The sequence below is a fragment of the Streptomyces sp. NBC_01288 genome (assembly GCF_035982055.1).
Lineage (GTDB): Bacteria > Actinomycetota > Actinomycetes > Streptomycetales > Streptomycetaceae > Streptomyces.
Genome location: NZ_CP108427.1, coordinates 3,624,159 through 3,643,161 on the forward strand (window position 1 = coordinate 3,624,159; position 19,003 = coordinate 3,643,161).

15 protein-coding genes are annotated in these 19,003 nt (G+C 71.4%); 5 read left to right on the forward strand and 10 right to left on the reverse strand.

Going from position 1 to position 19,003, the window contains the following annotated elements; genetic code table 11:
- Positions 1–13: 13 nt before the first annotated feature.
- From OG194_RS15630 to OG194_RS15670, 9 genes are all read right to left on the reverse strand, one after another.
- Positions 14–1,537: a hypothetical protein gene (locus OG194_RS15630; RefSeq protein ID WP_327401455.1), complete on the reverse strand. Its 1,524-nt coding sequence runs from the start codon at positions 1,535–1,537 to the stop codon at positions 14–16.
- A complete protein-coding gene (locus OG194_RS15635; RefSeq protein WP_327401456.1) occupies positions 1,534–3,264 on the reverse strand; it encodes a DUF3492 domain-containing protein in 1,731 nt (576 codons plus the stop codon). The genes OG194_RS15630 and OG194_RS15635 overlap by 4 nt, the downstream gene beginning before the upstream one ends.
- A gap of 303 nt (positions 3,265–3,567) precedes the next feature.
- Positions 3,568–5,169 (reverse strand): dipeptide ABC transporter ATP-binding protein, encoded by a 1,602-nt coding sequence (locus tag OG194_RS15640; protein WP_442811564.1) that lies wholly within the window; start codon positions 5,167–5,169, stop codon positions 3,568–3,570.
- 14 nt (positions 5,170–5,183) lie between these two features.
- Positions 5,184–6,182, reverse strand: coding sequence for an ABC transporter permease (locus OG194_RS15645; protein WP_327401458.1), 999 nt, complete (start codon positions 6,180–6,182; stop codon positions 5,184–5,186).
- Positions 6,179–7,276: an ABC transporter permease gene (locus OG194_RS15650; protein ID WP_327401459.1), complete on the reverse strand. Its 1,098-nt coding sequence runs from the start codon at positions 7,274–7,276 to the stop codon at positions 6,179–6,181. Before OG194_RS15650 ends, OG194_RS15645 begins: the two co-directional genes overlap by 4 nt.
- A 4-nt stretch (positions 7,277–7,280) precedes the next feature.
- Complete coding sequence (locus OG194_RS15655) at positions 7,281–8,999, reverse strand: ABC transporter substrate-binding protein (RefSeq protein WP_327401460.1); 1,719 nt, start codon at positions 8,997–8,999, stop codon at positions 7,281–7,283.
- 204 nt (positions 9,000–9,203) lie between these two features.
- A complete protein-coding gene (locus OG194_RS15660) occupies positions 9,204–9,296 on the reverse strand; it encodes an Ms4533A family Cys-rich leader peptide (RefSeq protein WP_327401461.1) in 93 nt (30 codons plus the stop codon).
- Positions 9,297–9,352: 56 nt separating this feature from the next.
- Complete coding sequence (locus OG194_RS15665) at positions 9,353–10,906, reverse strand: DUF3152 domain-containing protein (protein WP_327407087.1); 1,554 nt, start codon at positions 10,904–10,906, stop codon at positions 9,353–9,355.
- Positions 10,907–11,755: 849 nt separating this feature from the next.
- Complete coding sequence (locus OG194_RS15670; protein ID WP_327401462.1) at positions 11,756–12,940, reverse strand: alpha/beta fold hydrolase; 1,185 nt, start codon at positions 12,938–12,940, stop codon at positions 11,756–11,758.
- 201 nt (positions 12,941–13,141) lie between these two features.
- On the opposite strand from OG194_RS15670, the gene OG194_RS15675 reads away from it, so the two are divergent.
- From OG194_RS15675 to OG194_RS15690, 4 genes are all read left to right on the forward strand, one after another.
- Positions 13,142–13,327 carry a hypothetical protein gene (locus OG194_RS15675; RefSeq protein WP_327401463.1) on the forward strand — a complete coding sequence of 62 codons (186 nt, stop codon included), beginning with the start codon at positions 13,142–13,144 and terminating at the stop codon, positions 13,325–13,327.
- A gap of 248 nt (positions 13,328–13,575) precedes the next feature.
- On the forward strand, positions 13,576–14,217 hold the full coding sequence (locus OG194_RS15680; RefSeq protein WP_327401464.1) for a TetR/AcrR family transcriptional regulator: 642 nt from the start codon (positions 13,576–13,578) through the stop codon (positions 14,215–14,217).
- Positions 14,218–14,351: 134 nt separating this feature from the next.
- A complete protein-coding gene (locus OG194_RS15685) occupies positions 14,352–14,579 on the forward strand; it encodes a DUF3107 domain-containing protein (RefSeq protein WP_019072095.1) in 228 nt (75 codons plus the stop codon).
- 168 nt (positions 14,580–14,747) lie between these two features.
- Complete coding sequence (locus tag OG194_RS15690) at positions 14,748–15,017, forward strand: hypothetical protein (RefSeq protein ID WP_327407088.1); 270 nt, start codon at positions 14,748–14,750, stop codon at positions 15,015–15,017.
- A 43-nt stretch (positions 15,018–15,060) separates the two neighbouring features.
- On the opposite strand, the gene OG194_RS15695 is transcribed toward OG194_RS15690, so the two are convergent.
- On the reverse strand, positions 15,061–15,798 hold the full coding sequence (locus OG194_RS15695; RefSeq protein WP_327401465.1) for a ferritin-like fold-containing protein: 738 nt from the start codon (positions 15,796–15,798) through the stop codon (positions 15,061–15,063).
- Between the two features lie 480 nt (positions 15,799–16,278).
- On the opposite strand from OG194_RS15695, the gene OG194_RS15700 reads away from it, so the two are divergent.
- A complete protein-coding gene (locus OG194_RS15700; protein WP_327401466.1) occupies positions 16,279–18,951 on the forward strand; it encodes a DEAD/DEAH box helicase in 2,673 nt (890 codons plus the stop codon).
- The last annotated feature ends 52 nt before the right edge of the window (positions 18,952–19,003 follow it).

The window sequence follows — 19,003 nt, forward strand, 5'->3', positions numbered from 1 at the left end:
GTCATCGGCGGTGTCACCGCGGCTCGTTCGCCGGCGCGTGCGCGGAGGCTCTGGTCAGCGTGCGGGTGGTGTGGAACAGGAGGGCCAGGGCGGCTGCTCCGCAGGCCAGGGCCGGGATGCCGCCCGGGCCCCAGGAGCCCAGGACGGTTTCGACGGGGGTGGCCAGGAAGCCGCAGCCGGGAAGCCGGCCGATGAGGTCCAGGGCCAGGGCCGTCGCCTCCGTCGCGGCCGCCGCGCCGAGCGCGAGGGTCGGGGCGCGGGTGAAGCCATGGACGATGAGGAGGCGGGCGAGCAGCAGCAGGGCGCCCAGGGTGACGGCCTGGGCGTACGCGGCGGGCTCGCCCAGGGCCGCGCCGCAGAGGGCGAGGAGGGCGGTCAGGGCGCACAGGAACAGGGCGAACGTGCCGAGCAGCAGCGGTCGTACGGAGTCGGCGAAGTCCTCAAGTCCGCGACTGGTCGCGAGCTTGCGCCGGGCACGTACGGCGAAGTGGTGGGCGCACCAGGCCGCGGGGGCGCAGGCCAGGGTGAGGGCCAGGACCGGTGCGGTGGCCGTGGACCAGGCCCCGCCCGCGAGGCCGGTCGGCAGGCCGTCGGGCCCGCCGTCGTCCGCGGCACGGAGCAGCCCGTCGCCGAGAAGGGCGTAGGCGAGCAGCCAGTACGTCCACAGGCGGGTGCCGGGGGGCGTGCGCCATGCGTGCGTGCCGGGCGGGTTGCTCAGCGGGCCGCGGCCGAGGGCCACGCGCACTCCGAGGGCCACGGCGAGCACACCGCCGACGGCCACCGCCAGCCGCAGCCGACCGTCCGTGAGCCGCACACCGGTCACGGCCGCGGCGCAGAGGACTCCGGGCAGGAGGGCGAGTACGGCCCAGCCGGCGCGGGGCGCTTGTTCGGTCACGGCGTCGGAGGGCGGGGCCGCCGCGTCGTCGCGGGGCACGCGTGCGTACATCTCCTCGGCGAGCGAGAACACGTCCCGGTGCCGGAAGCGGGCCGCGGTGCGATCGGTGACGCCGTGCGCCTCCAGCCCTGCGGCGATCTCCAGCGGGTCGACGGCCCGTTCGCACAGTTCGCGGTGCCGGTGCATCAACGCCTTGACCGGGTCGGCGGCGCCTCGACGGGTGGGGGCGGGCTTGCGGTCGGTCGCGCGGGGGGGTGGTGCGGGCGCCGTCCGGGGGTGCGGCTGCTGCGCGTCAACTGCGGGGCGGGCGGCGCGTGGAGCAGGAGCGGTGATGATCGGGGCGGTGTCGTAAGTGCCTGGGTCGGCGACCGGCACGGCTTCGTCACCCTCTACGGCGACACGGGCATCACCGGCGTCCCGGCCGGCGACCGATACCGCTTCCCCACCGTCTACGGCGCCCCGGACGTCACCGGCGCCCTGGCCGACAGCCGACAGCTCGCCCGGCGCCTCTCCCTCCGACCCCGGCGCTTCTCCCTCCGCCCTCGACTCCCCACTCCCCCCGAGCCACTCCTCCGACCGCGCGTCCCACGCCCCCGCGCTGCCGGGTGTCCCGGGGCGGTCGAGTTCGCCGAGGCCGCTCATCGGGCTGCCTCCGTGGCCGGCAAGGGAGGTGTGGCGCGTACCGGCGTTCCGGTCGCCCAGGTGGGGCCGCCTCGGGCCACGACGCGGGCCATCGGGCCGGTCCAGCGGCCGGGGACGTGCGACTCGGCGGGGGCGGCGAAGGGGAGGGGGTCACCCGACTCGTTGAGGACCACCCGGCGTACCGGGGAGTGCGAGACGATCTCCAGGTAAATGCCGTGAAATGCCGCGATGTTCTGCTCGACGGTGAACAGTTCGAGTGCCCGGGCGCGTGCGGCGGCGCCCAGGCGCTCGCGACGCTCGGGGTCGCGCAACAGGCTCACGCAGGCCTCCGCGAGCGCCCGCGGATTGCGCGGGGGTACGACGAGCCCGGTACCGCCGATGACCTCGACCACCGCGCCGACGTCCGTGGACACGGTCGCCCGGCCGCAGAACATGGCCTCGACCAGGCTGAGCGGGAAGCCCTCGACGACGCTGGAGAGGACGATCACCGTGCCGGCCGCGTACGCCTCGGCGAGCGTGGGGGCGTCCGGGCCACCGATCTCCTCGAAGGACACCGGGTTGTCGCCGACCGCGTGCACACCCTCGGCCTCGTCGGGGAAGAGTTGCGCGGCCAGCGCCCGGCAGTGGCCCAGGTAGGCCTCGCCCTCGGCGCCGGAGGGCGCGCCGACGATCCTCAGGCGCGCCTTGGGCTCGTCCTTGCGGATCTCCGCGAAGGCGTGGAGCAGCGAGATCAGGTCCTTCGCCGGTTCGACCCGGCCGACCCACACCAGCGTGTCCGGGTCCGCGCCGTCGGGCGCCTCGCCCACCTCCGCGAAGCGGGTCGCCTCCATGCCGGGATGGACCGTGCGAAGCTTCGTCCGGTCGGCGCCGCAGCGTTCCTGCCAGCGGCGGGTGTGGCTGTTGCCGGGGGTGATCAGCGTGGCCCGCCGGTAGATCTCGGCGGCCAGCCTGCCGTGGAAGGCGGCGAGCAGGGCCCGTACGGCGGGCGGCGCGTCGGCGGAGGCCAGGTAGTGCGTGCGCAGTTGTACGCCGTACTCGGTCACGAGCAGCGGTACGCCGGCGAAGTGCCGGGCGAGCAGCCCGGGCAGGGCCGCGGTGCCGCCGGCCGTCGCGTGGCAGAGGTCCACGGAGCCGAGGGCGTCGTCCTCGTACCAGTCGAGCGAGAGGGGGCGCAGGGCGCGTTCCAACTGCGCGGCGACGGTGAGGAGTTCGGGTACGCGCGCCTCGCGTGCCGTGCGGAGGGCGCCGGGCGCACGACAGGCGCGTTCCAGCGCACGCACGGCGCTTTCGGAGCGCAGCGCGCCTACGAGTCCGCCCTCGTCGCGAGCGAGTTCCGCGAGCCCGTACAGGGCATTGGCGAAACGGTCCGCCACATCGGCGGAGGGCTCCCCCGGTTCGCCGAGCACCCCTTCCGCTGCCTCCGGGGCCTGGCCGTCCCCCTCACACAGAACGGCCGCCAGCTCCTCGTAGCACTCGGCGAACCGCCGGCGCGCACGCCGCCCGAGGGTCACCCCGTCGTCCTCGGCGGTCCACAGCGGCGCGGTCCGCACCCGGCCGACCTGGGGCGGCAGTTCGAGCCAGCCCTCGTCCTCCTGGCGCTCGCTGCGGCTGAGCGCGTAGATGTCGAACTCATGCTGCCCGAGCCCGCGTACGAGCCGGTCGCACCAGAGTCTGGCGTCACCGCTCACATACGGATAGCCACCCTCCGTAAGCAGTCCTATGCGCACGGGTACACCCCCGATCTCCCATATGGGGAGCCGCCGTTGACCCGGCGGCTCGCAGCGGGACGAACGTACGCGGACAAGGCGGTGGCGCGACGGACGGTTGTCCATCGCGCCACCAAAAGGGGTGAACGGGCGTAACTTTCCCGTGCGGATCGCGTTCCGTCGCGCTAAGAGATCAATCGCGCACGGAACGTCAGACCGCTGTCGTGCCGTCGCTACGGTGCCGTAGCGACGAGGCCGTCACGTCGCGAGGACGGCACCGTCCCGTCGTGAGGACGGCACCGTCTCGTCGTCGCGACGGCACCGTCACGTCGTCGCCAACTCCCGTCGGGCCGACCTCCGTTGGGCCGCGACCTGGGGATCGAGGGCCGGTACGGCGGCCAGGAGCTGCTTCGTGTACGGGTCCTGCGGGGCGTCGTAGACCTCGTCGGCGGGGCCTTGTTCAACGATCCTCCCGCGTCGCATCACCGCGACCCGGTCGCTGACCTGGCGGACGACGGCGAGGTCGTGGGCGACGAACACGAGCGCGAGGCCGAGTTCGCGCTGGAGTTCGCCGAGCAGGGCGACGACCTGGGCCTGTGTGGTGACGTCGAGCGCGGAGACCGGCTCGTCGCACACGATCACGCGCGGGTCGGCCGCGAGCGCCCGAGCGATGCCCACGCGCTGGCGCTGGCCACCGCTGAACTCGTGCGGGTAGCGGTCGTAGTGCGCCCCTTCGAGCCCCACACGCTCCAGGAGTTCGCGTACGCGCCCCCGGATGCTCTCCTCGTCACGTTCGCCACGCGCGCGGAGCGGGTCGGCGATCGACTCGCCCACGCTGCGGCGGGGGTTGAGGGAGGAGACGGGGTCCTGGAACACCATCTGGACGTCGGGACGGACCCCGCCGCCGGGCTTGATCTCGCCGGCCGTGGGCTTCAGGAGCCCGACCAGCATCCGGCCCAGCGTCGTCTTGCCGCTGCCGCTCTCGCCCACGATGCCGAGGGTCTCGCCCCGGTGGATCGTCAGCGACACGTCGTCCACGGCCGCGAACGCCCGCTTCCCACGCCCGAATTCGCGACGCAGGCCTGTGGCTTCCAGGACGACCTCCTGGGCCGCCGAGGACGCCTCAGAGGGCGCGCGCGGCACGTCCACGCGCGGGACCGCGCCGAGCAGGTCCCGGGTGTACGGCTCGGTGGGCGCCCCGAGAACGGACTCCACCGGCCCGTGTTCGACGGCCCGCCCGTGCCGCATGACCAGGATCTCGTCGACGCTCTCGGCGGCGACACCCACGTCGTGCGTGACGAGCAGCAGCCCCAGGCCGGTCTCCTCGCGCAGCGTGTGCAGCAGGTCCAGGATCTGGGCCTGGACGGTCACATCAAGTGCCGTCGTGGGCTCGTCGGCGATCAACAGGTCCGGTTCGCAAGCGAGCGCCATCGCGATGAGGGCGCGTTGCCGCATGCCGCCGCTGAACTCGTGCGGGCGCGAACGGGACCGCCGTACCGCGTCCGGAATTCCGACCCGGTCCAGCACCTCGACGGCACGCGCGCGTGCGGCCCGACGGGACACGCGCGTGTGCACGCGGTAGACCTCGGCTATCTGGTCGCCGATCGCGTAGTACGGGTCCAGGGACGACAGCGGGTCCTGGAAGACCATCGCGGCCTTCCCGCCGCGCAGCCGGTGCAGGTCCGCGTCGGACGCCTCCTGTACGTCGATGCCGGCCACGCGGACCGAGCCGCCGACGTCGGCCCCGGTGCCGCGGTGCAGCCCCAACAGGGCCGAGGCGACCGTGGACTTGCCCGAACCGGACTCGCCGACCAGGCCCAGCGCGGCGCCCTTCTCCAGCCGGAAGGAGAGACCGTCCACGGCGCGCAGCGATCCGAACCCGACCGTCAGGTCGGTGACCTCCACCAACACGTTCGCAGAACTCATGCCAGTACCCGAACTCATGCGAGCACCACCCGTCGGTCGGCCACCGCGTACAGCACGTCCGCGACGGCGTTGGCGATGACCACGAAGAAGCCGATGACCAGGACCATGCCGACGACCACCGGCAGGTCGACGACATTGACGGCGTGGACGAGTTCCTGTCCGATGCCGGGCAGCCCGAACAGCGTCTCGGTGAGCACCGCGCCGCCGACCGCCGAGCCGACGTTGTTCGCGTTGAGCGCGATGATCGGCGCGAACGCCCCGCGCAGCGCGTGCCGCCCGATGATCGACCGCTCCCCCACGCCGTACGCGCGGAAGGTGCGGATGTGGTCCTCGGCGAGCGTCTCCAGCATCGACGCCCTGGTGAGCCGGGCGAACGCGGCGGCCTCGATGAGGGCGAGCGAGAGCCAGGGCAACAGCAGGTTCCAGGCCCACTGTTCGGGGTCGTCGGTGAGGCCGACGTACTGCGGGAAGGGCAGCAGTTGCAGCTGCCCGCAGACGACGATCATCAGCACCAGGCCGATCACGAACACCGGGGTGGCGACACCCGCGAGGGTGATGCCGGTCAGCAGGCGCTCGGTGAACCGGCCGCGCCGCCACGCCGACAGAATGCCTGTGCCGACGCCGAGGATCAGCCACAGCACCATCGCGCCGAACACGAGCGACAGGCTGACCGGCAGCTTCGACAGGATCAGCTGGGTGACCTGCTGGTCGCCCTGGTACGACTGCCCGAGGCAGGGCGCCGAGCAGTGCTCCACGGAGGTGCCCGTGGAGTAGTCCTGGCCGACGAGGATGCCCTGGAGGAAGTGCCAGTAGCGGAGGTACAACGGGTCGTCGAGCCTCAACTGCTGCGCCACCTGGTGCACTTGCTCCGGGGAGCAGCGCGGGCCGCAGGTGATCTGGGCGACGTTCCCGGGGGTGACGAAGAAGACCACGTAGACGATCACCGAGATCGCGAACAAGGTGATCACGGTGCCGATGCCTCGGCGCAGGACGAAGCCTCCGAAGCCGCTCATGCCGGGTCCTCCTTCTCGCCGCTCGCATTGACCGCATTGACACTCGGGTCAACTCTTGACTGGCCGGAGTTCCCACCCGCCGTCGCCTTCTTGGCGCTCGCGTCCGCCTTCGCCTCGCGCTTGCGGCCCGTGCCGATGCGCAGGCGGGAGGCCGCGCGAGGGTCGAGGGCCGTGCGGATGCCGTCGCCGAGGACGGTCAGCGCCAGGACGGTGACGAAGAGGGCGCTGGCGGGCAGCAGCAGGTACTGCGGGGCGGCCTGGTACCAGACGTCGGCGGCGGTGAGCATCTGCCCCCAGGAGGGCGTCGGGGGCTTCACGCCGACGCCGAGGAAGGACAGCGCGGCTTCGGTAGTGATGTTGATCGGTACGAGGAGTGCCGCGTAGGTGATGACGGGCGCGGCCAGCCCGGGCAGCAGTTCGCGGCGGGCGATGCGCCAGGTGCCCCAGCCGCTGAGCCGGGCGGCGGAGACGTAGTCGAGCTCCTTCAGGGTGAGCGTCTGGGCGCGCACGATCTTCGCGATGTTGCCCCAGGCGATGAGCCCGATGACGAGCGCGACGAGCAGGGGCCGCGGGAAGCTGCTGGGCACGATCGCGAGCAGTGCCAACGACATGATCATCAACGGCATCGCCACGATGATGTCGGTGATCCGGCTCAACAGTTGATCAACCCATCGGCTGCCGAGCGCGGCGGCGACACCGATCACGACCCCGATGGTGACCTGCACGACGGTCGCCCCCAGGGCGACGCCGAGCGAGACCCGGGCACCGTAGGCGAGCCGGGCGAACAGGTCGCGGCCTGTCTGTGGTTCGACGCCGAGCCAGTGGTCGCCGGTGATGCCCCCGAAGGAGCCGGTCGGCACGCCCCCGCGCGCGGAGTCGATGAGCGAGGGGTGGTAGGTGAAGGGGTCCTGGCCCTCGATCGCGGTGAGCAGCGGCGCGGCGAGCGCGACCAGGACGAGCAGGGCGACGACGGCCGCCGCGACGAGGGCGGCGCGCTGCGCTCGCAGCCGCCGCCAGAACTGACGGGCCCCCGAGCCCGCCGGGACGGAGAGGTCCGTCCCGGCGGCCTGGGAGGCGACAAGTGCCTCGCTCATGGGGTTACTTGACCGCGACCTGGGAGATGTCCAGGACGCCGGTCCAGTCGCTGATCACGACGTTCCTGATGTCCTTGCCGACCAGTCGCTTGTAGACGGGGTGGAACAGCGGCACGGTCAGGGCCTGCTCGCCGATCTTCTTGTCCAGCGCGCCCCATCGCTTGGCGGCCTCGTCAAGATTCGTCAACTTGTTGATCGAATCAATCTCGGCATTGACCGACTTGTCATTGAGCAGGCCGGTGTTGAAGTTCGCGCCGTCCTCGACGATCTGGCGGCCGTCGAAGATCGGGGCGAGGAAGGGACCGCCGGAGGGCCAGTCGGCACCCCAGTGGGCGAGGAAGAAGCCCGGCTCGGTCTTGACGCTGTGGATCTTGTCCTTGTAGTCGTTGATCTCCAGGCCCTGGAGCTTGACGGTGATGCCGGCCTTCTTGAGCGCGTCCTGGATCGCGGTCGCGATCTCGGGGCTGGTCTCGAAGTCCTTGTCGTTGGAGTGCGTCAGCGTGACGGTGATCCCCTTCGGGTAACCGGCCTCCTTGAGCAGCTCCTTGGCCTTCGCCGCGTTGCCGGACGCACCCGCCGGGAAGAGGTCGTAGGGGTCGTACCCGAAGGACTTCTGGTTCGGCAGGAAGGTGGTCGCGGCCTCGGCCAGCGACGAACCGCCCGCCGCGTTCACCACCGACGAACGGTCGATGGCGTACGAGATCGCCTGGCGCACCTTGACGTTGTTGAACGGCGCGACCTTGGGGTTGAACGCGATGTAGTTCGTGTAACCGAAGTGCCCGGTGCCGACGCGCGCGGCGAGTTCCTTGTCGCCGGTCACCTTGGCGAGTTCGGCGGGGCCGAGGTTGGTGTCCGTCGTGACGGCCGCGGCGTCCGTCCCCTGGGACGCGGACAACCGCTGGTTGATCACGGACGAGTCGAGCCCCGACTTCACGTCGATCTTGTCCGGGTAGGCCTTGCGCTCGGCGTCCGTCGCGGTGGACCAGTACTTGTTGCGCTCCAGGACGATCGTCTCACCGTCGTTCTGGTTGCTGACGACCTTGTACGGCCCCGACGAGATCGGGTGCTGCTCGTACTTCGTCCCCGTGTCCTTCGCCTTCGGGACGGGCGTGAACTGCGTCTGCGTGGCGAGATACGGGAACTCGCCCTCGGGCTTGTTCAGATGGAAGACGATGGTCCGGCTGTCAGGAGTCTCAATCGCGCTGAGCCCCTTCTTGTCCTTGTACGGCCCCTGGTAGTCGGCCGCGCCGACCAGCCAGTCCCTCAAGTAGGGCGCACCGCCGGAGAGTTCGGGGGCGAAGGAGCGCTCGATGCCGTACTTGATGTCGGCCGAGGTGATCGCGGTGCCGTCCTCGTACTTGAGGCCCTTCTTCAGGGTGTACGTCCACACGGTCGCGTCCTTGTTGGGGCGCCCGGTGTCGGTGGCGAGGTCCGGGACGACCTTGGCGCCGGCCGCGCCGTTCTCGCGGTTGCGCGTGGTAAGGGTGCGGAAGACGAGGGAGGGGACGTTGCCGCCGCCGGAGGTGTACAGGCGGGCCGGGTCGAAGTCCTCCTGGGGCTGCGCGTTCAGGACCGTGAGCGTGCCGCCCTTGTGGGGCGTGGAGTCGCCACCGGAGGCCTTGGCATCGTTGTCCTTCGGCCCGCAGGCGGCGGCGCCCGCTGCCACGGCCAGGCTGACGGATGCCACGGCCACGCGCCGGGCTATGACGGACGGTTGACGCATCGGAATGACGACCTCTCGGGTGACTTTCGAGGATCCCGCTGGGGTTTCCAGGAGGTTTCTCGAATAGTGAGACTGATGGACGAGGAGTGAGACGGAAGTGAACAGCCGTCTGCCCAGGCGTCAGGTCGTCGAAAAAGCCCTGCCGAGATCACACGGGCAAGGGCGTGGTGATGCGGGTCGCGACACAGACGCCAGGGGCGGTGTTCAGCGACAGAGGATGTCGGCCACGCAGATCGGGGTCACGCCGATGAGCGCCAGCTCGATGCCGGCGCGGTTCGGGACATGACTAGACCACATGCGCAAAAATATGATGGAAGTTGCGGCTCGTGTCAATGTGACATAAGCGTCGCCGGTCAACTGCCCGGGTACGGCCAGGGGTTCGGCAGGCAGTGGATCCCGTCGTGATCGAGGAACTTGGTCTGCTGCTGCATGACGGGCGCCAACTCGCCGTCCTTGTCGCAGGTGACGTGCCCGTAGCCGAGACGATGACCGACCTCATGATTGATCAACATCTGTCGATACGCGTACATCTTGTCCCCATATGTTGATGACCCCTGCGCCCATCGATACGCATTGATCAACACACGTTCGGTGGCCGCCGAGTCGCACGACACGTTGTCCTCGGTGGTGTCGAGACCGGACTTGGCACACCACGTGGCGGTGGTACCAGGACTGGCGAGGGTGATCACGAAGTCCGGTTTGCCCGTGTAGATCCGCTCGAAGGTACGGGCACCGTTGTGGGCCCAACTCCGCTTGTCGTTCAGCGTCTTCTGCACGGCCTGCGCGAAGAGCGTCCCATCCAGCCCGAGCCCCTTCTCCACGTCGACGCGATACGTGTACTTGCGCCCCTTGCCGGGCGCCTTGTCGACACCGGGCACCGCGTCGAACTTGTCCGGCCCCTTGAGCTTCGCGCTGAGCGGGTACTTCTTGGCCATCTTCTGGGCGTACGTCAGCGCCACCAGGCGCGGCGTACCGGACGGGCTTGCCTGCGGCGAGGCCGCCTCTCGGGCATCCCGGGCCCGATCGGCGGCCGCCTGCGACCGCGCCCCGTCACTGTCACCGTCCTTGGCGACCTGCCCGGCCACGACGACGGCCAGCACGGTGGTGACGGCGGCGGCCGCGATACCGGTGTACGTCCGTCCCTTACGGCCTGTGCCCCGCGCGGACGAGGAGTCGAGGTCGGCAGGGGGCGCGTCGTCGGCGTCGCTCTCAGGGGTCCAGGTGGTGACGGAGCCGTACGGGTCGGAGGGGTGCGTCGCGACGCCGGTCCGGGGCGCGAAGACGTCGTCGTCGACGCCCGCGTCCGCCTCGAAGGCGTCGACGTAGTCCTGCCGGGGACTACGACCGGCGGCGTGCCCGCCTCGCCGGGGACCGGCTTGAGGGGCCTGGCGCTGCCGGGGGATGGGGAGCCCCGGGCCCGAGGCTGAGGGCGTACCGGCGACGGGAGTTTGGGGCATGCCGGGAGTACCGGGCGCGCCGGACGAGTCTTGAGAAGCGCCGAGCGTCCCACGCGACCCGCCGGGTCCCACACCGCTCCGCCCTCTCAACTCACCCCAGGCGCCCCCGGATTCAGGCTGCTCGGGATGACCGGCACGCGCGCGTGAGGTGCCGTCCGGCGAGCGAGGGACACCGCGCGCGGGAGTGCCATCGGGCAGCCTCGGAAACCCATGGGCCGGAGTGCCATCGGCCAACCGGGCGGTGCCCTGCACAGAGGTGCCGTCCGGCGCACGCGGAACACCGCGAGCCGGTGTGCCATCCGGAAGCCTCGGAAACCCATGAGCCGGAGTGCCATCGGCCAACCGGGGAAACCCATGGGCCGGCGTCCCGTCCGCAAGCCGGGGAACGCCCCGCCCAGGAGCGCCGTCAGCGGAACCCGGCGCCCCCTGCGCGGACCAGCCATCCGGCAGACGCGGAACCCCGCGCGCGGGAGTGCCATCGGGGAGACGCGGCCCACCAGCCGCAGAACCACCCCCGAAGAAACGCGGCGACCCGTGAGCCGGGGTCCCATCAGGAAGGCGGGGTCCACCTTGAGCGGGCGGCTGGCCCTGGTAGCGCGGTACTCCGTGAGCAGGTGTCTCCTCCGAGGGACGCAGCCCACCCTGAGCAGGCGGCTGACCCTGGAAACGCGGCGCATCCTGCTCGGACGGCGACCCCTGGTAGCGCGGTACTCCGCGAGCGGGTGTCCCTTCCGGGGGACGCGGCCCACCCTGAGCAGGCGGCTGGCCCTGGTAGCGCGGTACTCCGTGAGCAGGTGTCTCCTCCGAGGGACGCAGCCCACCCTGAGCAGGCGGCTGGCCCTGGAAACGCGGCACCCCATGAGCAGGAGTCCCACCCGCGAAACCCGGCACCCCCTGAGCGGGCGTCCCGCCCTGAGGACGCGGCCCCCGTTGACCAGCTTGAGCAGGCGCCGCCCCCTGGGCCCGCGGAACCCCGCGCGCGGGCGTGCCCTCGGCCATGCCCGGCCCCGGTACCCCGCGAGCCGGCGTCCCGTCCGGGAGGCTCGACGCCCCGTACTCCGGATTCCCGCTCCCAGAAGGTTGCTGTCGGCCAGATATCGACCCAGATCCGGACCCAGGACCAGGAGAACCAGCCCGGCCTCCCTGCTCCCTCTGCGACCCCCGAGCCCCCTGAGCATCCCGAGAAGCGTCCTGAGCGCCCGCGCCCGTCCCGTCCTTCCCCGCCCCAACGCTTCCTACATCCGCGGAGTCACCCTTCGCAGGGGACCTACGGCGACTATGGCGTCCCACGTCGCCCCCTCAACTCCCCGCGTTCGTATCGTCGTTGCCTTCGCCCCCGGCACCGGCACCGGACCCCGCTCCCGCTCCCGCGCCGCCGGCATCACTCACCGTACTCACCGAACCGCCGCCCCGGGACCCCCGCGCACCGCTCCCGCCACCTCGGCCGAAACCATCCGCTTCAACTGCACGACGTCCCCGCACGGGACCGACTCCCGCCGACTCCCCCACCTCGCCGAACACTCCCGACTCCCCCACATCCGCGAGAAGTTCACGGAACGCCGCCGCCACCGACTCCGGGTACTCCATCATCGCGACGTGCCCCGCGTCCGGCAGGGACAGCAGGCGCGAGTCCCGGAAGGTGCGGGCCGCGCGCTGGGCCATGCGGTAGCCGACCAGTTGGTCGCGGCCGCCGTAGACGAGGAGGGTGGGGGCCAGGACGCGTTCGGCCTGGCGCCAGAGGCCGTGTTGGCCGCCCAGGGTGTACGCGTTGACGATGCCCCGGGAGGAACGGGCCATCGCGTCCCAGAAGTACGGGAGTTGGAGGCGCCGCTCCAACTCCTCGACCGCGTACCGGAACGCCTCCGGGGTCACCGTGCCGGGATCGCCGTAGCAGAGGCCCAGGACGCCGCGGACGCGCTGTTCGGCCGTCCACTCCCTGCTGATGCGGGTGAACAGGGACGCGACCCCCGGGAGGCCCAGCAGCGCGGTCGGTACCGCCGAGCGCTGGACGCGGATCTCCGGCAGGGCCGGGGAGATCAGGGTGAGCGTGCGGACGAGGTCCGGGCGGACCGCGGCCACGCGCGTGGTGATCGCGCCGCCCAGCGAGTTGCCGAAGAGGTGCACCGGGCCGCGCCCGGCCGCGTCGAGGTAACGGATGACCGCGCGCGCGTGCCCGGTGACGGAGTAGTCGCCGTCGTCCGGTGGCGGGGAGTCGCCGAAGCCCGGCAGGTCCAGGGCCTCGCTGTCGACCAGGCCGTCGAGCTCGGCCATGAGCTGCGACCAGTTCTGCGAGGAACCGCCGAGCCCGTGGACGTACAGCGCGGGCGGCAGTCCTTCGCGCACCGCCGCTCTCGACCGCACCGTCAGGGTGATCCCCGGCAGGCCGACCGACCTGAGCCGCTCCCCCTCGCCGACCCGGACGGGCGCCACCTTGGGGAGCACGCTGGTGGCGGCCGACACGGAAGGCAGCTCTGTCGAAGACATGCGGCAATGTTACGAGACGATCACGCAGTAGCTCGTGTGTTCGCCGTCACAAGCCCTGCCCCGGCCCCACGACAGTCCCCTGCGCCGGCCCTACGACAGCCCTAAGACGTCCGCCATGGCACCCCTGCCCGGTGTCTCCTAGGCTCGTAGACAGGGCACCCGTATCGACAAGCGCACGACGCACCAGGAAGGGAGCCCGCCATGACCGTCGACCCCAGCGATCCGGAGACGTTCGAGGACGAGAGCGACACCCCGTTCGACGTGGAAGCCCCCGAGGACGACACCACCGACGAACAACCGGCCGACGTCGACCCGGGCAAGGCCAACGAGGCCGACGTCGCCGAACAGGCCCGCGTCGTCGCCCTCGACGAAGACGACTACCGGTGACATCGACCGGCCCCTTCAGTAGGCAGACCAGTAGGCGGATCAGCAGGCGGACCGAGCCCCTTCAGTAAGAAGAAGCCACTTACCTCCGACCGCCCGCGACCTCTACATCCCCTTCTAGGGGCATTCGCGCCGCTTTCACCATCGTCCGGTACGTGAAATTCTGCGCTCGCACCGCGCACACCACGGTTACCGAAAAGTACGATGGCGGCGCGGCGCTCACCGCATGAGGACGACATTTGGGAGGCGGCGTGACAGCCATCGAGCAGACAGAGGCGGCGCGCCCGCGGGGCACCCGCCTGCCGCGCCGTGCCCGACGGAACCAACTGCTGGGCGCCGCCCAGGAGGTCTTCGTCGCACAGGGCTACCACGCGGCCGCGATGGACGACATCGCCGAGCGCGCGGGCGTCAGCAAGCCGGTGCTCTACCAGCACTTCCCGGGCAAGCTCGACCTCTACCTCGCCCTCCTCGACCAGCACTGCGAGTCGCTGATCCAGTCGGTACGGACCGCGCTCGCGTCGACGTCGGACAACAAGCAGCGCGTCCGGGCGACCATGGACGCGTACTTCGCCTACGTCGAGGACGACGGCGGCGCCTTCCGGCTGGTCTTCGAATCGGACCTGACGAACGAGCCCGCCGTGCGCGAGCGCGTCGACAAGGTGACGAACGAGTGCGCCGAGGCGATCTGCGAGGTCATCGCCGAGGACACCGGCCTCTCCCGGGACGAGTCGATGCTGCTGGCCTCGGGTCTGGGCGGTCTCGCCCAGGTCGTCGCCCGCTCCTGGCTGCACAGCGACCGCAGCGTCCCGCGCGACCAGGCGGTCCAGCTGCTGGCCTCGCTGGCGTGGCGCGGCATCGCCGGTTTCCCGCTGCACGGCAGCGAACACCACTGACGGTCGTTTGTTCCCGTCGGCTGTTCGCTCTTGGCGTTCCGGCGCGGAACATCTACGTCCCCTCGCCGGGCTAATGTGTGCTGCGTACAGCGCGGAAGATCGCGCACTTTGCTGACCGTCGGAGGGACATAGCCGTGGAGGTCAAGATCGGCGTGCTGCACACGCCTCGCGAGATCGTTCTGGAGACCGGTCAGAGCGCCGAGGAGGTCGAGCAGGCCGTGGCCGAGGCGCTGACCGGGAAGGCTCCGCTGCTGAGCCTCGTGGACGAGCACGGCCGCAAGGTCCTCGTCCCCGCCGACCGGCTCGCGTATGTCGAGCTCGGCGAGGCGGCCCCGCGCAAGGTGGGCTTCGGCGCGCTGTAGTCGCGAACGCTCGAGGGGGCCCGGTGACCGCGGAGGTCACCGGGCCCCCTCGCGTTTCCACCACAGATGGAGCACAAGTCACCCACAGGGGAGGATTGCATTCCGCAGGTCACGGGTATGACCGGCTACGACCGCACAACGACGACGGCCGTGGGAGGGACCCCCGTGATGATCCTGGAAGCGCTCGGCTCCGCTGTGCTGGGTGTGCTGCTCGCGTGGGCCGCCACGCACCGGCTCGCACACCGTCTGCCGACCCGCCCCCTGGTGTTCTCCACGGGTGTCGCCGGAGCCCTTTTCGGTGACTTCGTCACCCACAGCGCGCTGGGCCCCGGCAGCGGCCTGGCGAGCCTGCTCGGCGCGGCGGTCGTCTCGGCGGCCTCGCTCTCGCTGCTCCTTCGACCCTCGCGACGGCTCCGGGGACGATCCGCCCCCGCCTAGCCGCACCGGTCGCACTCCCCCGAAGCCGTAGCCGTAGCCGTGTCTACGCGGCGAGCCCCAGCGCCGCCATCCGCTTGGTGTGCGCCTCGGTGATCCGCGAGAACATCCGGCCCACCTCCGCGAGGTCGAAGCCGTCCGCCACGCCACCCACGAGCATCGTCGACAGCGCGTCCCGATCGGCGACAACCCGCTGGGACTGGGACAGCGCCTCACCCATCAACCGCCGTGCCCACAGGGCGAGTCGGCCCCCCACACGCGGTTCCGCGTCGATCGCCGCGCGCACCTTCTCCACGGCGAAGCTCGCGTGCCCGGTGTCGTCGAGGACGCCGAGCACCAGCAGGCGGGAGTCCTTGTCGAGGCGGGCGGCGACCTCGCGGTAGAAGTCACTGGCGATCGAGTCGCCGACGTACGCCTTGACGAGGCCCTCCAGCCAGTCCGAGGGCGCCGTCTGCTTGTGGAAGCCGTCGAGTGCGGCGACGAACGGCTGCATCGCGTCGGTCGGCTCGGCACCGATCTCGGTGAGCCGGTCCCTGAGCTGCTCGAAGTGGTGGAACTCGGCCGACGCCATCTTCGCCAGCTCCGCCTTGTCCGCGAGCGTCGGCGCCAGCTTGGCGTCCTCCGCGAGCCGCTCGAACGCCGCCAGCTCGCCGTACGCGAGCGCGCCGAGCAGGTCCACGACCGCGTTGCGGTACTGCGGGTCGACGGAGGCCGTGGCCCAGTCCTGGGCGGCGACTCCGGTGGGTTCGGCGGGTGCGTCGGAGGCGTTGTCAGCGGTCGTCATGAAGCGCACAATAGCCCGCTCACAGCACGGCGGAAGTCCCTGGTCAATCAGTGTGACGACGACAACGTGACCAAATCGGCCAACGCATGTGCGTGATTCCGGGGTATGGTGGTAATGCGCCCGCCGAGTATTCGCCGGGCCGCACGAATGAGGATGCCCGGTCGGTGGCCCGATCGGCTCCGACCCGACAGCCCTCCTCGCCCGTACGTGACAGTGCGTACGTCGTTCGGAGGGGGACCCTCAGCGGTTCGAGCGCTAGAGCGTCGGCAGTGGTCCCGTGCAGTACGGCTTGCCCTCGCGGGTTGTCCGTAAAGCAGCCGACGTCCCCGGCACGGTCCTGACACGACCCCCGCGCTCGCCTCGCACCGCGCACACAGAAGAGGCAGCACCCTGACTACTTTCCGAGAGCTCGGAATCCTTCCCGAGACCGCTGAGGCCCTTGAGGCCGTCGGTATCGTCTCCCCCTTCCCGATCCAGGAGATGACGCTCCCCGTAGCCCTTTCCGGCACGGACGTCATCGGCCAGGCCAAGACCGGCACCGGCAAGACGCTGGGCTTCGGCCTCCCGCTCCTGGAGCGCGTGACCGTCCCCGCGGACGTCGAGGCCGGCCGGGCCAAGCCCGAGCAGCTGACCGACGCCCCGCAGGCACTCGTCGTGGTCCCCACGCGCGAGCTGTGCACGCAGGTCACGAACGACCTGCTGACCGCGGGCAAGGTGCGCAACGTACGCGTCCTCGCCATCTACGGCGGCCGGGCCTACGAGCCGCAGGTCGAGGCGCTCCGCAAGGGCGTCGACGTCATCGTCGGCACCCCGGGCCGACTGCTGGACCTCGCGGGCCAGAAGAAGCTCGACCTCAAGCACATCCGGTCGCTCGTCCTGGACGAGGCCGACGAGATGCTCGACCTGGGCTTCCTGCCCGACGTCGAGAAGATCATCAACTTCCTGCCGGCCCGCCGTCAGACGATGCTGTTCTCGGCGACCATGCCGGGCGCCGTCATCGGTCTCGCGCGCCGCTACATGACGCAGCCCACGCACATCCGCGCCACCTCGCCGGACGACGAGGGCGCGACGGTCGCGAACACCAAGCAGTTCATCTACCGCGCGCACAACATGGACAAGCCCGAGCTCGTCGCCCGCATCCTCCAGGCCGAGGGCCGGGGCCCGGTCATGGTCTTCTGCCGTACGAAGCGCACGGCGGCCGACCTCGCCGACCAGCTCCAGCAGCGCGGCTTCGCCTCCGGCGCGGTCCACGGCGACCTCGGCCAGGGCGCCCGCGAGCAGGCACTGCGCGCGTTCCGCAACGGCAAGGTGGACGTGCTCGTCTGCACCGACGTCGCCGCCCGCGGTATCGACGTCGAGGGCGTAACGCACGTCATCAACTACCAGTCCCCCGAGGACGAGAAGACCTACCTGCACCGCATCGGCCGCACCGGCCGCGCGGGCGCCAAGGGCATCGCGGTCACCCTCGTCGACTGGGACGACATCCCGCGCTGGCAGCTCATCAACAAGGCGCTGGACCTCGGTTTCCCGAACCCGCCGGAGACGTACTCCACGTCCCCGCACTTCTTCGAGGAAATGAACATCGCCGCGGGCACCAAGGGTGTCCTGCCCCGCTCGGAGCGCACGCGCGCCGGGCTGGCCGCGGAGGAGGTCGAGGACCTCGGCGAGACCGGCGGTCGCGGCGGCCCGCGTGGCCGGGGCGGTCGCGATGGCGGTCGTGGCGGCCGTGACAGCGGTCGTGACGCCGGCAGGGGCGGTCGCGACAGCGGCCGTGACAACAGCCGCGACACCCGCGACGAGTCCCGTTCCGCCGACACCGAGCGCGCGGCACGCACCCCGCGCCGCCGCCGTCGTACCCGCAACGGCGCCCCGATGGAAGGGACTTCGGCGGCTACGGCCGTGACGTCGTCCTCTCCGGAGGAGACCGCGGTGGCCGCCTCCGAGGACACCGCGACCCGCACTCCGCGCCGCCGTCGCCGCAACCGCAACGGAGCGACGGGAGAGCAACTGCCGGCCACGACAGTCACCTCCACACCCGTCACGCCCGTGTCCGAGGTCGCGGAGAGCGCCGTAGCCACGGCTGAGGGTTCGACCCTGGACGCCCCGACGACGTCGCGCCGTCGGCGTACGCGGAAGTCGGCGGAGCCCGCGGTCGAGACCGCGGCAGTGACCCCGGTGGTCGAGGCCCCCGTGGCCGAGGCTCCGGTCGAGGAGACCAAGCCGCGCCGCCGGACCCGTAAGGCCGCACAGGCCGCGGAGCCGGTCGTCGAGGTCGCGACCCCCGCTGTCGCCGAACCCGCCGCCGTGGCCGCGGTCGACACGGCCGAGGCCGTCGAGGCCAAGCCGCGTCGGACCCGGGCGCGCAAGACCGCGGCTCCGGTCGAAGCGGCCGAGGTCGTCGACACGGTCGAGGCCGTCGAGGAGACCAAGCCGCGTCGCCGTACCGCGACCCGCAAGGCCGTCGCCGACATCCCCGCGCAGGTGGTCGAGGAGCAGGGCGACGCCGTAGCGGCCGCGCCCCGGCGCCGTACCCGCAAGGTCGCGGAGCCGGTGGTGGAGGCCGTGGAGACGCCGGTCGTGGCGGAGACCAAGCCGCGGCGGACCCGGAAGACCGCGGCTCCGGCCGAGGTCGTCGCCGTGGACACCGCCGAGGCCGTCGAGACGAAGCCGCGCCGCACTCGCAAGACGGCCGCCGCTGTTGCCGTAGAGGCTCCGGTGGAGGTCGCCGAGGTCAAGCCGCGTCGCACTCGCAAGACCGCGGTTGCCGCCGAGGCCGCCGTGGACACGGTCGAGGCCGTCGAGAGCAAGCCGCGCCGGACCCGTAAGACGGCCGCTGCCGTTGCCATAGAGGCACCTGCGGAGGTCGTCGCCGAGGCCAAGCCGCGTCGGACCCGTAAGGCGGCGGTTGCCGCTGTCGACACGGCCGAGGCTGTCGAGGCCAAGCCCCGTCGGGCCCTCAAGACGGCGGCCACCGCCGAGATCCCGGCGCAGGTTGCCGAGGAGGCGGAGGTCAAGCCGCGTCGCCGTACGACCCGCAAGGCCGCCGAGGCCCCGGTCGTGACGGAGACGGCGGAGGCGCCCGAGGCCAAGCCGAGGGTGCGCCGCCCGCGCAAGACCGCGGCGACGGCCGCAGTCGAGGCCACCGAGGGCTGACCAGCTCAGTGACGCCGATGGCCCGGTCCACTTCACGTGGGTCGGGCCATCG

Bases quoted from the DNA above. Each gene is read 5' to 3' on its own strand.
- OG194_RS15700 (WP_327401466.1), top strand. From the start codon at position 16,279: ATGACGCTCCCCGTAGCCCTTTCCGGCACGGACGTCATCGGCCAGGCC.
- OG194_RS15670 (WP_327401462.1), bottom strand. From the start codon at position 12,940: ATGTCTTCGACAGAGCTGCCTTCCGTGTCGGCCGCCACCAGCGTGCTC.
- OG194_RS15690 (WP_327407088.1), top strand. From the start codon at position 14,748: ATGATCCTGGAAGCGCTCGGCTCCGCTGTGCTGGGTGTGCTGCTCGCG.
- OG194_RS15660 (WP_327401461.1), bottom strand. From the start codon at position 9,296: ATGTGGTCTAGTCATGTCCCGAACCGCGCCGGCATCGAGCTGGCGCTC.
- OG194_RS15655 (WP_327401460.1), bottom strand. From the start codon at position 8,999: ATGCGTCAACCGTCCGTCATAGCCCGGCGCGTGGCCGTGGCATCCGTC.
- OG194_RS15695 (WP_327401465.1), bottom strand. From the start codon at position 15,798: ATGACGACCGCTGACAACGCCTCCGACGCACCCGCCGAACCCACCGGA.
- OG194_RS15640 (WP_442811564.1), bottom strand. From the start codon at position 5,169: ATGAGTTCTGCGAACGTGTTGGTGGAGGTCACCGACCTGACGGTCGGG.
- OG194_RS15630 (WP_327401455.1), bottom strand. From the start codon at position 1,537: ATGAGCGGCCTCGGCGAACTCGACCGCCCCGGGACACCCGGCAGCGCG.
- OG194_RS15675 (WP_327401463.1), top strand. From the start codon at position 13,142: ATGACCGTCGACCCCAGCGATCCGGAGACGTTCGAGGACGAGAGCGAC.
- OG194_RS15650 (WP_327401459.1), bottom strand. From the start codon at position 7,276: ATGAGCGAGGCACTTGTCGCCTCCCAGGCCGCCGGGACGGACCTCTCC.
- OG194_RS15645 (WP_327401458.1), bottom strand. From the start codon at position 6,182: ATGAGCGGCTTCGGAGGCTTCGTCCTGCGCCGAGGCATCGGCACCGTG.